15 protein-coding genes are annotated in these 12,415 nt (G+C 50.7%); 1 reads left to right on the top strand and 14 read right to left on the bottom strand.

Annotated elements, in window-relative coordinates; all coding sequences use genetic code 11:
* Nucleotides 1-183: 183 nt before the first annotated feature.
* From ACNKIB_RS13885 to ACNKIB_RS13930, 10 genes are all read right to left on the bottom strand, one after another.
* Nucleotides 184-798, bottom strand: coding sequence for a hypothetical protein (locus tag ACNKIB_RS13885; RefSeq protein ID WP_417911166.1), 615 nt, complete (start codon nt 796-798; stop codon nt 184-186).
* The gene (locus tag ACNKIB_RS13890; RefSeq protein WP_417911167.1) at nt 799-1,488 is read right to left on the bottom strand and encodes a Fic family protein; all 690 of its coding nucleotides are present in this window, start codon (nt 1,486-1,488) and stop codon (nt 799-801) included.
* A gap of 18 nt (nt 1,489-1,506) precedes the next feature.
* Complete coding sequence (locus ACNKIB_RS13895) at nt 1,507-1,794, bottom strand: DUF2442 domain-containing protein (RefSeq protein ID WP_417911168.1); 288 nt, start codon at nt 1,792-1,794, stop codon at nt 1,507-1,509.
* Nucleotides 1,795-1,796: 2 nt separating this feature from the next.
* Entirely contained in the window at nt 1,797-2,054 is a 258-nt protein-coding gene (locus tag ACNKIB_RS13900) for a DUF4160 domain-containing protein (protein WP_417911169.1), read from the bottom strand.
* Nucleotides 2,055-2,085: 31 nt separating this feature from the next.
* The gene (locus tag ACNKIB_RS13905; RefSeq protein WP_417911170.1) at nt 2,086-2,718 is read right to left on the bottom strand and encodes a hypothetical protein; all 633 of its coding nucleotides are present in this window, start codon (nt 2,716-2,718) and stop codon (nt 2,086-2,088) included.
* A complete protein-coding gene (locus tag ACNKIB_RS13910) occupies nt 2,715-3,191 on the bottom strand; it encodes a Uma2 family endonuclease (RefSeq protein ID WP_417911171.1) in 477 nt (158 codons plus the stop codon). The genes ACNKIB_RS13905 and ACNKIB_RS13910 overlap by 4 nt, the downstream gene beginning before the upstream one ends.
* A 19-nt stretch (nt 3,192-3,210) precedes the next feature.
* Nucleotides 3,211-4,692 (bottom strand): ATP-binding protein, encoded by a 1,482-nt coding sequence (locus ACNKIB_RS13915; RefSeq protein ID WP_417911172.1) that lies wholly within the window; start codon nt 4,690-4,692, stop codon nt 3,211-3,213.
* 79 nt (nt 4,693-4,771) lie between these two features.
* A complete protein-coding gene (locus ACNKIB_RS13920; RefSeq protein ID WP_417911173.1) occupies nt 4,772-6,412 on the bottom strand; it encodes a glutamate synthase-related protein in 1,641 nt (546 codons plus the stop codon).
* Complete coding sequence (locus tag ACNKIB_RS13925; protein ID WP_417911174.1) at nt 6,370-7,506, bottom strand: glutamate synthase; 1,137 nt, start codon at nt 7,504-7,506, stop codon at nt 6,370-6,372. The genes ACNKIB_RS13920 and ACNKIB_RS13925 overlap by 43 nt, the downstream gene beginning before the upstream one ends.
* Nucleotides 7,507-7,902: 396 nt before the next feature.
* Complete coding sequence (locus tag ACNKIB_RS13930) at nt 7,903-8,508, bottom strand: porin family protein (protein WP_417911175.1); 606 nt, start codon at nt 8,506-8,508, stop codon at nt 7,903-7,905.
* Nucleotides 8,509-8,706: 198 nt separating this feature from the next.
* Between ACNKIB_RS13930 and ACNKIB_RS13935 the strand changes: the two genes are divergently transcribed.
* On the top strand, nt 8,707-9,891 hold the full coding sequence (locus tag ACNKIB_RS13935) for a glycosyltransferase (RefSeq protein WP_417911176.1): 1,185 nt from the start codon (nt 8,707-8,709) through the stop codon (nt 9,889-9,891).
* A 414-nt stretch (nt 9,892-10,305) separates the two neighbouring features.
* Here the strand turns inward: ACNKIB_RS13935 and tatA (ACNKIB_RS13940) are convergent, their stop codons facing one another.
* The 4 genes from tatA (ACNKIB_RS13940) to ACNKIB_RS13955 all read right to left on the bottom strand — a co-directional run bounded on the left by tatA (ACNKIB_RS13940) (nt 10,306) and on the right by ACNKIB_RS13955 (nt 12,336).
* Nucleotides 10,306-10,563 (bottom strand): twin-arginine translocase TatA/TatE family subunit, encoded by a 258-nt coding sequence (tatA, locus tag ACNKIB_RS13940; protein ID WP_417911177.1) that lies wholly within the window; start codon nt 10,561-10,563, stop codon nt 10,306-10,308.
* A gap of 39 nt (nt 10,564-10,602) precedes the next feature.
* Nucleotides 10,603-10,797 carry a twin-arginine translocase TatA/TatE family subunit gene (gene tatA, locus ACNKIB_RS13945; protein WP_417911211.1) on the bottom strand — a complete coding sequence of 65 codons (195 nt, stop codon included), beginning with the start codon at nt 10,795-10,797 and terminating at the stop codon, nt 10,603-10,605.
* 106 nt (nt 10,798-10,903) lie between these two features.
* On the bottom strand, nt 10,904-11,878 hold the full coding sequence (locus ACNKIB_RS13950; RefSeq protein ID WP_417911178.1) for an SPFH domain-containing protein: 975 nt from the start codon (nt 11,876-11,878) through the stop codon (nt 10,904-10,906).
* Nucleotides 11,875-12,336, bottom strand: a complete 462-nt coding sequence (locus ACNKIB_RS13955; protein ID WP_417911179.1) for an NfeD family protein — start codon at nt 12,334-12,336, stop codon at nt 11,875-11,877. The genes ACNKIB_RS13950 and ACNKIB_RS13955 overlap by 4 nt, the downstream gene beginning before the upstream one ends.
* Nucleotides 12,337-12,415: the final 79 nt, after the last annotated feature.

Consider the following 12,415-nt stretch of genomic DNA (forward strand, 5'->3'; position numbering starts at 1 on the left):
CAGCAGCAGCTCGTCCGCGTCAGCCGCCGCGCCGCGCACTTCTTCTTCAAAAACTTTGGATGTCAGCCGCAGGCCGTTGGCATCCTTGCCGCGTATGATTGCAGTCTTTTTTGCTTGTTCAGTCATAATATAAAATCCGTGATGATGGACAGAAAATGCCCGGATGTCTCTTGCCGCAGGCGGTCAGGCCGCGTGGCTGCTTTCGTCAATGATGGTCATAAAGATGCTGAGTATGATGCCAATATTGGAGATATGATATTCATCCCGGTCAATATGCACCGTCTGCTCATGCAGTTTAAGGAAATTCCACAAGCTCCCAGTTGTCACCACACCATAAATATTCCGCAGCGGCTTCTGCTTGGCGGCATTGTAGAGCGAGGCAGCATACATCTCAGCAATGCACTGAGCATAGCCAATTTTGATGTTGTCATTCTTCGCTTCAACAATGGTGATGGCCGGAGCATCCAGTTCAAGCTGCTCCGACGACAAGCTGATGATGTAATCGCAGATGCCGTTCAGCCCTTGGCTCTTGTCAATATTGAATTCAATCCCAGAGAAGAAGCTGATCTGCTGCGGCAGCATCTTCAGAATCTCTACCAGCACCGGCGTGACGATCAGCTCTGAGCGGGCCTTTTCGGTACTCATGGCAAGAGCCAACGGCACATTGTATTTCAGGGTTTCAGCAAGATGCGGACTGTATTGAACTGAGGAAAGATCAACAAACAGCGGCTCCCGTTCTTGCAGCGTGAGGCCAAGTTTTTCCTTGATGTCGCGGAGAGTAAAATCGCTGTATGCCATTTATTCCTTCATGATCTGAATCATCCGTTCATCCAAACAGGAACGAAGAAAAGCGTTCATCTGTAGCTGATCGCCGTTGTCATAAAAAGCCAGCATGAGCTGATTGAATTCCAACTGCCGTTTTGCCGGAAGATTGATCGCCGGAAAGCCGTTGTGCAAGAGCAGCCCGTTCATCATGAAACGGCCCATGCGCTTGTTGACATCGTAGAAAAATTGGTGCCGCGCCATTGTCAGAAAAAGAGAAATTGCCTGATCGTAAATGTCAGGCAGCTGCTCCGCATCCTTCGCCATCTGCGCAAACAGCTCCGGCAGCTTGTCTGCTGAAGGCGGCATGTGCGCTGTTCCCGCAATAGTGACCCCGCCGGAGCGAAACTTTCCCCATTCCAAGGCATCTTCCTTAGCAGCCATCGCATGAAGGGCGCAGGCGGTTTCCGCAGAAACGGAAAATTTATCTTCTTCGATCAACTGAAACAGCAGCCGCCATGCCTGATGCTGATTCAGAGCAACCTGTTGATCACTGACTTTATGCCCGCCAACCGTGATGCCGTCCAGCAGGGTTTGTATCTCCGGCAGCGTGTAATTGATGCCTTCCAGATTAACCGCATCGCAGATGAACTCCGGCAGCATCCGTTTGGCCAGCATGAGAGCCTTGGCTTTGTTGGGCTGCATGTGCCAGCTGGAATCAATCATCTTAACTTTTTGCCATTGTCAAATGATATAACCCCATTTCCTGAACTGTTCTTGCAACGAAGAATCGTTCTTGAATGCTTGAAAAAATATATATTCAGGGGCTAAATCTGCACCATTGGGCCAAGCAATCGTTTCCAGCTCGTTATCAACAATAAAGGAAGAAAACATCACCTGATTCTTGAGTGGCTCGAAAGCTGGGCCGCTCAATGCCTCTGATAAATCAGCAATGCCTTTTTTGCCATTGTTAAATACAACTTCCACCTTATATTCTTCAATATGTTTGGCATCTGTAATATGAAGAAACATGCTCACTCCAACGGTTCGACAGCATTGGGAGCCGTCTTGTTTCGGCAAAGCTCCCAGTTTTCAATCAACTCATTTTGATGCAGTTCGTGCCATTCAAGCACATGCCGCAAAGCTCTCTTTGGAAACCGCCCTTCGACCACGCCGGTATGAATATCTACCGTAATTTCATATCCATCGTATTTTGCATGAAAATGCGGAGGGCTATGATCATCCCAGTACATGGCGATGATGATTCCAAGGAATCTGCTTATTATCGGCATATCTTTTTTTCAAAAAAAATAATCGTCGAACTTACTGCTGCAAAATGCAGTCAATTAAAAGCTGCGTATGTCGCAATATGCCGACTATCTGGAAAATATCTTCCTTGGTCGCATCGTAGGCAAGGCTTTCCGTATAAACTTGCCCTTCAAGCACGGCAAAATACCAATGCCTTCCGATCACGTAAGCACCATAAATGGGATGCGGGCGGCTGTTCAGTGTCTGCGCCGCGACCATTTCCGCCAGAAGCTGGCCAAGCGGATCGTTTGAAGTGTCGAGCTGCTTTTTATATTCGTGAAGAAAGAATACCGGCTCTTTGGGAAATTGTGTCCCGGAAGCAACGAAAAAATCTACAACACCCCAGATTTTCTTTCCTTCAGCATAGCTTGCTGACAGCTCGCGTTCAAGAAATGGGCGGTACGACGGTTGATAAAAATTAACAAAATCTAAAATGAAAGCTATGAAATACACCTTTAACTCTTCTTCGTTCCAATCATGGACATGAAGCCGGAGCTTTTCGGAAAGCTGCCGCAGGCGAGCGGCTTCATCCTGAGAAACTTCCTGAATACCAGTTAGCCATACCTGAAGCGTTGCGCTTTCTCTGGTAGATGTCAGATGAAATTCTTCTTCAACATCTTGCTTTGTCCATTGAGAAAATGGCTTCATTTGTATTTCAAACTGACAGTTTCTTTTGTGAAATTAGACCTGTTTTTCTGTCCTTCCTTGGCAAAATGCGTCACATTTCCGTCAGCGGCACAGAGCCAAACTTCAACTGCTCCTTTCGCCAAATACAATTGGATTTTCTCATTCATCTCCTCCCTGCTATTGGATGGGCTGACGATTTCAAGGCATATTTCCGGTGCTTCTTCGTAAGGAGTAGACTCGCTATTTCTCCGTATAAACTCATCTGATGCCCAAGCAACATCAGCAACCTTCACGCCGTCGTCTGTTTTTATCGAGCATTCCACAATCACACGCCCGCCGGGCAGTTTTCTGCGGAGATAATAAACAGCTTCAGACTGAAGAATGCCATGATGATTGCTGGCCGGACTCATCAGTATCTTTCCCCATTTATTCAGCTCGATTTTAAAGGGAAGATTCTGAAGATACGGATTCGCTATGACGCTTGCCCAGTCCATTACAATTTTTCAGTATAAATTACAACCCTTTGTCTTTCAGCCGTTCAATCCTGAAATTATATGGCTTTGTATTTTTCGGAGGAGTTAACTCGTTCATCTTGTTAGCCATTTCTTCTAATTGTGTATTGAAATTCTCTACTAACAATACAGCTTCTTTGGGCTGCTCACCTGAAATGACTAATCCATCCCAATACATCTTCAGTTGATATAAATGAAGAGGCTGGCCATTTCCAACTTTCAGTTCATAACTTATTACTTTTCCTTCAGATGTCTTTCTGTAGACATCAATTTTCGTAGCTGTTGGCCATACAGATTTCTCCTCAGTCACTGTGTCTTCAGGGTTTGTAGCTTTCAGCATTTTTACCCAATTTTTTCTGAGTGTAGTCTCGCTTTTTTCTCGAATATCTTGAACGGGACGTATCTCAGCTAACCTATCGAACATCTTCTTCCAGTCGGGATCATTCAGATTGAAATCTGTTTTATTATTTACAGTTGTCAGTAATCCTCTCGGCAATTCAGGAATTAGAAGTTCTCCAAGGAAATCGTTGTATTTGGGATGTCTTGATAGTTGTTCCTGGCCATCTTCCGTCTTCCATATTGTCTCAAACTGACGAGTCGCTATAACCCGTTTTCCAAGTCTTATGTCAACGCCTTGGCTCGGCATGTTTTTTTGATAGTAATACTTCGCTTTTTTCCCTTTTACCAAAGTGTCTCGCTTAACCTCATCCAGCGTCCCGTAATGATATTTGATATCATAAACCATTCCGCCAAGTTCTACTTTTACGTATTTTGTTTGCATGTTTCCAATTGGAATTTTAACAGGAGAGACACGTACATTGTTGGTTCCAATGGCAACGCTAATAATGCCACTGTTTTCGTTTGTCTCATCATCTTGCTCAAGGTAACCTCTATAGAGAACACCTAAGTGCTCTATCAACCAAGTTCTTAGTGTATCTAAATCTTTTGAAGGCGCACCTCTACCTTGAACGCTTTGAACAAATGAAAGTTTAGTCGTAACCTTTATGAGGGTGCTGATATCTGTAGGCAAAAAATTTTCTTCTGGAAGTATCTCATCATCGCGGATAACCATTTCTTGCTTGAATGGGCCTTCAACAGTATATGTGACATTATGCTCTTGAATTGGCTTGCTCCATAATTTCCAATAACCATTTCCGCCAGAAAGAGTGGCCAATGAATTTTTTAATCCGAAACCATGCTCGTTCAATCTGCTTTCTGTAGTTGGAGGATGGCCTAACTGTAAAGCTTCTTTGAGATTTTTCAAATTCATCCCTTGGCAGTTATCGGCAATATAAATATCAATAGCATCTGATGTTTTATCGCTGATAAATATAATATCTACTCGAAATTTTTTATCCTTTGCAGTCGCTGCAATTGCGTTGTCTATTAATTCACATATACATTGATAAAATAACAAATTTTGTTTTGCCAAGCCTTTGAATACTCCTTCATCTGCAACAAGTGTTACCTGATGATTAGCCATATTATCCCCCTAAGATTTAGATTGCTGAAAGTATCGCACACGACCTGCAAATGAGGTCAATGTGCGATGTTTTGAGTTGCTAACAAATATACTTAATCCCCAGCCGCTGCGCTGCGTCCGCATCGTCAATGCCGAGGGCATCGGACATGCCGATGGGTAGACTCTGCGAACGGCCCAGCGGGGCCATGATCTTCTTCATCTCCGTCCTGATTGAGGAGAAGACATCGGCCACGCGCTGGGCAACGTCATCCGGGTCAAGCCTGCGGTAGAGCTTGGGATTTTGGCTGGTGATGCCCTTGGGACAAATGCCGGTGTTGCAGACGTTGCAGCGTCCCATCTCGTTGCCGAGACAGCCCGCGCAGGCCTGCATGATGTACTTGCCCATATGCACGCCCGACGCGCCGAGCATGATCAGGGCCATGCCGTTCTGGGTGACGTTGCCGTTTTTGCCAATGCCGCCTGCGGCAAAAAGTGGAATCTCGTTCTGGCGGCCTTGAGCGACCAATTCGAGATAGCACTCGCGCAGGTTGGAGGCAATCGGATGGCCAGTGGCATCCATGCTGATGTTGTAGGCCGCGCCAGTGCCGCCATCTATGCCGTCAATCAGCAGGCCGCCTGCGTAGGGATTGCGGACAAGGTTGTTCAGCACCGACTTGGCCGAGGTGGAGCCGGAAATCTTCGGATAGACCGGCACCCGGAAGCCAAAGGCCATGGACATGGTCTGAATCATCTTCATGACGCTTTCTTCAATCGAATAAAGCGTCTGATGCACGGGCGGCGACGGCAGGTCAACGCCTTCCGGCACGCCGCGCAGACGGGCGATCAGCTTGCTGACCTTGAACCACATCAGCAGGCCGCCGTCGCCGGGCTTGGCACCTTGGCCGTATTTGATCTCGATGGCTGCCGGGTCGCACTGCATCTCCGGGATGGCGCGGATGATCTCATCCCAACCGAAGTAACCGGAGGCGATTTGCAAGATGATGTACTTCAAGAACGGACTGCGCAGCACCCACGGCGGGCAGCCGCCCTCACCAGTGGCCATGACCACCGGAATGCCCAGCACCTCGTTGCAATAAGCCACACCTTGGAGTAGGCCCAGCCACATGTTGGGCGAAAGCGCACCAAAGGACATCGAGCCGATCACAAAGGGGAATATCTCCCTCGTCGGCGGAATCCACTCGCCTGCGAGCTGGCGGCGAAGAAACTCCTCCGGCGGCAGCACCCGGCCCAAGATGGTGTTCAGGCTGAACTCGTGCCGTCCCGCGTCCAAAGCCGGGTCGGTGAGCATCGAGATGCGGTCGAAAGCGATGCGGTCAAGAATGGTTTTACCCGGCACATTACGACGACCACCGCGCTTCCATGCGTCACCCTTCTCGTCCATGTGAAAGCGCGAGCGGTGCTCGTTGGTGTTTGGCACCGGGCCAATAGCCTCGTTCGGGCAGACTGAGGAGCACATGCCGCAGCCAATGCACATCTTGTCGATTGCCGTGTGCTGGCGGATGCCAACAAAATGGCGGTACTCGTTGCCGCGCTTCTTCTGGAGGATGTCCAGCTTCGGCATCCGCTGGCGGCGGTAGGTCAGGTAGATGGCCTGCTTAGGGCAGACTGCCGTGCATTGCCCGCAAAGGGTGCAGCGGTCTTCACGATGCTGGATAATCCACGGCAGGTCGCTGAAGGTCAGGCTGCTTGGCTGAGTGTAAACGGATCGAACTGAGACCATATCAGGAGTTCCTTTCTATCAGGGGGGATGATAACTGTGTGTTCGCGCATGGGCTGGAAATCAAGGCTGGGATCGCGGTCAGGAATGAGTGCTTCCACGCCGCACATCTCCGAGGCGATGGCCCACGCGCCAGGCCGTCCGCCTACTGTGGCAGGCCGCATCTTCTTCTGATCCATGACCAAAAGGCAGCTTTCGTCCGGCAAAGTGCCGATGACCGCATTCGGGCCGTCTATAATCAAACGGCGGCAGGCAGTGCGTAGGCCCTTGAGGAATTCGCCCTGCGGATGCTTGTTCAGCTCCTCGGTCTTCAGCGGGGTGATGACGTGCTTGTAGCAGGCCAGCGGCAGATTGAGCTTCTTGGTCACGTAATGAAGAATATGGGCAAACACTTCGGAGTCGGACTGATAGCCCATATAGCCGGGTATCCGCTTGCCTTCCAGCCACTCCTTGATTGGCACAAAGGCAGTGTTCTCGCCATTGGTCATCGTGGCGATGCCCTGAATAAAGAAGGGGTGGCAGGCGTAGAGGTTGATGCCGTAGTTGGTGTTCTGCCGCCCTTGCGCCATGACCACGCGGGCCTTGATGCGGTCGTCATTCAGACTGAGCGCGTCGCCGATGTCTAACGGCCAGCCCACTTCCTTGATCATGATCACGTCCGGCCAGAAGGAGAACACGGTCAGGTCGCCGCCGTGCGCCTCGCCGTCCTTGCGCAGAAAGAGCCGCGTCTGCATCAGCTTGTCTTCCAGCTCTGCCTCGCTCAATCCTTGCGGCTTCTTATAGACCCGAACGATGTACTGCCAGCGGTCTTTGGCCTCGATCAGGGCAGCGTTGACCTTAAACTGATGGTCGTACTCCTGCTCAAAGCCGCGCTCGGCCATATACTGATTCAACCGCTGAAAGGCCGCCTCGGTATGGGCGATGCCGGATAAAATCAGATGCTCTTCTTTTTTGTACTTGAAATCCGCAAAGCTGACCCCGCGCAGCAGCAGGCCAAGGCCGCTGCCGTCGTATCCCTCCTGCATGGCCTCCATGCCGGTCAGAACCTCATAGGGGGAAAAGGGTATGTCTGCGGTTTTCAGGGCTAATCGACACATAAATGACTCCCGGAAATTCGATGCTAGTTGGGCATAAGGCCGGAGGGTTCGTTTTCCGGCGCAAAAAAGACTTGACAGTACAAAAAAAACAGCGTGCTGTCAAACAGAAAGAACTTGCTATAGGAAGGCGATTGAGGTTCCTAGCACGTCAGGCTGGGTAAATTGGCTTTTTGGGTTCAGCTCAACCTGCGGCACAAAGGATAGGACGATTTCGTGAATGATGCGTGGAAAAGATTGCCGCAAAGGAAAGAGGATGGAGCAGATGCAAACGAGATGGCAGAGTTATAAAACGATTTTTCCTGCCCGCAGCAGGAAATAATGCTCTCAGTTCTTCTTTGCGCAGCAACCGTGAGGCATGAGAAGTTCAAGCAATATCCCATGCCTCACGACAATCCCTTAGAAGCGGTAATTAGCCCCGACTTTTAGCAAGCCGAAATCGTAATCACCCTTGATGGGTTCCCTGTATGCGCTCTGCATGGAAGTAACAGAAACATCTCCTTCCAATTCGAGGAAGGTGTATCTGTATTCGGTAAACAGTTCCCAGTTGTTTTGCAGGGCAAAGTTCAGACCAGCACCCAGGTGCATCCCGATATCGTTGTCCACATCAATACCAACGTTGAAGCCAGAGCCATAAACTGCTGAATTGAGGCTGGCATCCATATCAACGACATTGTAGCTCAGACCGCCAAGCAGATAGCCGCACAGTTGCTCGGCCAAAGGTGCCCGATAGACCCCGGAAAGGCCGAAGGTGGTCAAGTCTTGCTCGATAGAGACGGCCCTATCATCGTATTCATCGCTGAAGCGGGACACGGCAAGTTCGAGCGAGAACATGCGATTGATCGCGAGTTCTGCCTGTACGCCGAAGCCTGGACTGGAATCCTCAACGTCCCCGTTCATGGAGTAGGCTCCGTGCGCGCCAACCCGGGAAATCTTCACGTCTTCCGCGTGGCTTGTCACAGCGAGGAGCAGTACACATCCGGTTATTGAGAGCAGTCGTTTCATAATGTACTCCTTTTTTCTGTTGATAATTGAACAGCATTGCCAGATAAGAGGATACTAGCACGCCTTGCAGAAAAAGCAAATCAAAAAACCGTTAACCCCCTGACTCTTCTTTCTCTTCTGTGTTTTGCAGAAAAAGGGTACAGTGGCTTGCAGAATACTTGCAGCTGCTTCAATCGCCTCTCAAACCGACCTGCCGCTATGAACCTGCTCCTCTTGCCTGCCCTGCTTGTCTTTGCTCTGGCCCTGTTTATCCTGTTTGAGAACCTCTTAGCAGTCCAGCGGATTGGCCTGTTAGACCTAGTTGCGCCACTGCCAAACCAAGAGCTGCCCTGGGTTTCGGTCATTATCCCGGCTTTAAACGAGGAAAAGCATATTGAGACCGCCTTGGCCTCAGTGTTAGCCGTCAACTATCCCCGGCTGGAGGTAATAGTCCTAGATGACCGCTCCACAGACGCGACTCCAGGCATTCTTGACCGGATGGCAGCGCAGTATCCCCAACTGCGGGTCATTCATATCTCCGAACTGCCGCCTGGTTGGCTGGGTAAAAATCATGCCCTTCATCTTGGTGCCGAGCAAGCGCGCGGCGAATTCCTCCTCTTCACCGATGCGGACGTGCAAATGGCCCCAGACACCCTGCGCCGGGCCGTAACTCGGATGCAAACGCGGCAACTTGACCATCTCTGCCTAATTTTTCAGGTAAGACTGCCCAATTTACTGCTGGCCATGCTGGTGGTAGATAGCTTGTCCGGCCTGCTGACGGTCTTCAAGCCCTGGCGCACGCTTGAACCCAATCCCCGCTATTTCTTTGGCGCAGGCGGCTTCAATCTCGTGCGCCATTCCACCTATTCAGGCTTTGGCGGACATCGTCCTATCCGGCTTTGCCCGGTTGATGACATCCTTTTAGGCCGTTTGATCAAAGAAAGCGGCGGTCGGCAGGAATGTCTGAACGGGCGCCATTTCGTGAGCGTGCCGTGGTACGGCTCAATAGCGGAGATGATGCGCGGCTTGCGCAAGAATGTTTTCGCCGTGCTGGATTACCGCCTCAGCGGGCTGGTTGCCGCTACGCTGCTGATCCTCTGCGGTCAGATTTTGCCCTTCTGGGGCCTGCTGCTCGCCAATGGCTGGGTACGCTTACTTTGTGGCTTGACGGTAGCGGCAATGGCCAGCTCGCTCCTCGTTGTTACCCGCTCACTTGGCATCAAACCAACCTGCCTGCGCTGGTTTCTGCTCACACCCTATCTCAAATTGTACATCATTTGGCAGGGTGTGCTGGCGGTACTGATCAAAGGCGGGATTGATTGGCGGGGAACGTTTTACCCCTTAGACGAGTTGAAGCAGAATATGGTGCCTGTGACACCGTGGCGAAAGATGCGGAAGGAGTGAAGCAGCAAGCTGATCCTCCTTGCCTTGATTTTGCCAGAAATTGCCAAGGAATACCAGCTGGTCGGCAAGCAGTGCAAGCTGATTCCAAAGGAGTTCTGCTCGGCCAAACTTCTTTTCTGCCGACTAAAACTCCTTTGCAACTGAGCCGAACTCCTTTTCTGCCGAGTAAGAAAGGAGTTTTGCTCGGCAGAACTCCTCTGCAAGTCAGCAAGACTCCTTTGTGGCTTGGCCAAACTCCTGTGCAAGTGAGCCGGACTCCTTTCTTGCCGACTAAAACTCCTCTCCAAGTCGGCAGAACTCCTTTGTGGCCAAGCCGAACTTCTTTCCTAGCGAGTATAACTCGTGGCAATGTTAACCGGAAACGAGTTATTCCTTGGTGCACTGCAATTGGATGTCGGCGCAAAGAAGTATGGCTCACTCCTTTGTCAGCAGTTTGCCGATATCCTTCACTTGATCGATCTTTTCTTGCACGGCAACTGCCTCGCGTACTCCAGGCAGCTTTTTCGCAAGGCCTTCCATGCCCGTTGCATTCTCTACTTCGTCCAGCCCATTTTTAAATGAGCGGATGGCCTTGCCTAAACCTGCGCCGATCTCCGGCAGTTTTTTGCCGCCAAAAAGCAGAAAGGCGATGGCAAGAATCACGACTACCTCAGGGGTTCCAAGTCCAAACATGCCAGCTTTACTCCGGTGAAAAGTTTCCTGAGCCGCGCTTCAGCTCTCCTTGCTGCTGCCCTTGCCGTCGCCCTCAAGCACCTTCGGCTCATCATCCGCCTTTTTGACGCTGTCTTTGAAGTTTCTGATTCCCTTGCCAATGCCGGAACCAATCTCTGGCAGCTTGCCAGCTCCAAAAATGATCACGATGATGACCAGAATGATAATCAACTCAGGCATTCCGAGTCCGAACATATATTCTACCTCGTTGGTATTTTTTTTCAGATGCAAGAAGTACAACGACTGCTGCTCAACGTCCTTCAGTGTAGCAGCAGCCCTATGCGCTGTCAACAAGCCAGAATCATGCTGCCGATGTTTTCATTTCAGGGCGGCTGCTTGGCCCTGTTGCTGCCACTGTTTTGCTGGTTTGCCGCAGAGTGGTCATAGCTGTGGCAACCATCCCCGCTACATCAGTAAGGTTGCCGGGCACGATCATGGTGTTGTTTGCCTTGGCCAGTTTGCCGAACTCATCCAGATATTTCTTGGCTACTTCGAGATTAGCTGCCTCGCGACCGCCTGGGGAAGCCAGGGCCTCGCCCACTTTGCGGATGCCCTCGGCAGTAGCCTCGGCCACTTTGAGAATTTCCTGCGCCCGGCCTTCTGCCTCGTTGATCCGCTTCATTTTCTCGCCTTCGGAACGAGCAATAGCCTCCTGGCGCTCGCCCTCAGCCCGGTTGATCATCGATTGCCGATCTCCTTCAGAGCGGGCAATCTCGGCTCGCTTCTCCCGCTCGGCCTGCATCTGCTTTTCCATCGCCTCCAGCACTGAGCGCGGCGGCTGAATATCTTTGATCTCGTAGCGCAGCACCTTGATACCCCAATTCTGAGCGGCATCATCAATGGCCTCAACCACCTGTTTGTTGAGGCTCTCCCTGGCTTCAAAGGTGCTGTCCAAGGTGATCTTGCCAATGGCAGAACGAAGCGAGGTCTGCGCGAGTTGGGAGGCGGCAAAATGGTAGTCGGCAATGCCGTAGGCTGACTGGCGGGAATTAATCACCTGGAGATACATAATGCCATCGACTTCTAAGGTCACGTTATCGGCGGTAATGCAGGTTTGACTGCCGATATCAATCGGCTCTTCCTTCAAATTCCGCTTGTAGGCAATTTTATCGAGAAAAGGAATCAGGATATGAAAGCCAGCTTCGAGGGTGTCTCGATATTTACCCAGTCGTTCAATCACGTACTCATTGCGCTGAGGGACAATAACCGCTGTTTTCCAAACCAGAATGACAACAAAGATAACTAGGACAATGACACCAAACAGTAAACCGCTCATTTTGCCTCCTCCATTCCCGCACTCAAGGCGCGGACTTTAATAATAAGGTCTTTCTTTTCTACAATCAGCACCACAGTACCTTCGGCAATGGGTTCATCAGCAGCAGCCCGCCAGAACGAACCGCCGTATTTAACCCTGCCGTCAGCAGGTGGGATGATGGCATCGGTGACAACTCCGGTAGTTGGAGCGGAATCGACATTCACGGATTCCGCCTCTTCGCTGGATTTGCCCATGAAGACTGATTTAAGCCGCGCTCTGAGTAGGATTAGGCTGAGGAGGGAACAGGCAAGGAAGATAAGGAGCTGGGCAGTCAGTGGCACGTTGATCACGGCCAAGACAGCCGCTGAACACCAAGCCCCAATGCCGAGGAAGAAGAGGACAAAGCCAGGCAGGGCCAGCTCAATGACGAAGAAGGCTATGCCCAGCAGGAACCAGATCAACACGGGTGAAACGTGCATAGTTTCCGCTCCTTGAAAATAGCAGGAACAGCAGCGACAAATCAACTCGCGTCATTATACCGCGTTCCCGCCTGAAGAA

The organism is Candidatus Electronema sp. PJ (assembly GCF_048287395.1).
Classification (GTDB): Bacteria; Desulfobacterota; Desulfobulbia; order Desulfobulbales; family Desulfobulbaceae; genus Electronema.

Coding starts and splice junctions, on each gene's coding strand:
- ACNKIB_RS13885 (WP_417911166.1), bottom strand. CDS start 798: ATGGCATACAGCGATTTTACTCTCCGCGACATCAAGGAAAAACTTGGC.
- ACNKIB_RS13890 (WP_417911167.1), bottom strand. CDS start 1,488: ATGATTGATTCCAGCTGGCACATGCAGCCCAACAAAGCCAAGGCTCTC.
- ACNKIB_RS13895 (WP_417911168.1), bottom strand. CDS start 1,794: ATGTTTCTTCATATTACAGATGCCAAACATATTGAAGAATATAAGGTG.
- ACNKIB_RS13900 (WP_417911169.1), bottom strand. CDS start 2,054: ATGCCGATAATAAGCAGATTCCTTGGAATCATCATCGCCATGTACTGG.
- ACNKIB_RS13905 (WP_417911170.1), bottom strand. CDS start 2,718: ATGAAGCCATTTTCTCAATGGACAAAGCAAGATGTTGAAGAAGAATTT.
- ACNKIB_RS13910 (WP_417911171.1), bottom strand. CDS start 3,191: ATGGACTGGGCAAGCGTCATAGCGAATCCGTATCTTCAGAATCTTCCC.
- ACNKIB_RS13915 (WP_417911172.1), bottom strand. CDS start 4,692: ATGGCTAATCATCAGGTAACACTTGTTGCAGATGAAGGAGTATTCAAA.
- ACNKIB_RS13920 (WP_417911173.1), bottom strand. CDS start 6,412: ATGGTCTCAGTTCGATCCGTTTACACTCAGCCAAGCAGCCTGACCTTC.
- ACNKIB_RS13925 (WP_417911174.1), bottom strand. CDS start 7,506: ATGTGTCGATTAGCCCTGAAAACCGCAGACATACCCTTTTCCCCCTAT.
- ACNKIB_RS13930 (WP_417911175.1), bottom strand. CDS start 8,508: ATGAAACGACTGCTCTCAATAACCGGATGTGTACTGCTCCTCGCTGTG.
- ACNKIB_RS13935 (WP_417911176.1), top strand. CDS start 8,707: ATGAACCTGCTCCTCTTGCCTGCCCTGCTTGTCTTTGCTCTGGCCCTG.
- tatA (WP_417911177.1), bottom strand. CDS start 10,563: ATGTTTGGACTTGGAACCCCTGAGGTAGTCGTGATTCTTGCCATCGCC.
- tatA (WP_417911211.1), bottom strand. CDS start 10,797: ATGTTCGGACTCGGAATGCCTGAGTTGATTATCATTCTGGTCATCATC.
- ACNKIB_RS13950 (WP_417911178.1), bottom strand. CDS start 11,878: ATGAGCGGTTTACTGTTTGGTGTCATTGTCCTAGTTATCTTTGTTGTC.
- ACNKIB_RS13955 (WP_417911179.1), bottom strand. CDS start 12,336: ATGCACGTTTCACCCGTGTTGATCTGGTTCCTGCTGGGCATAGCCTTC.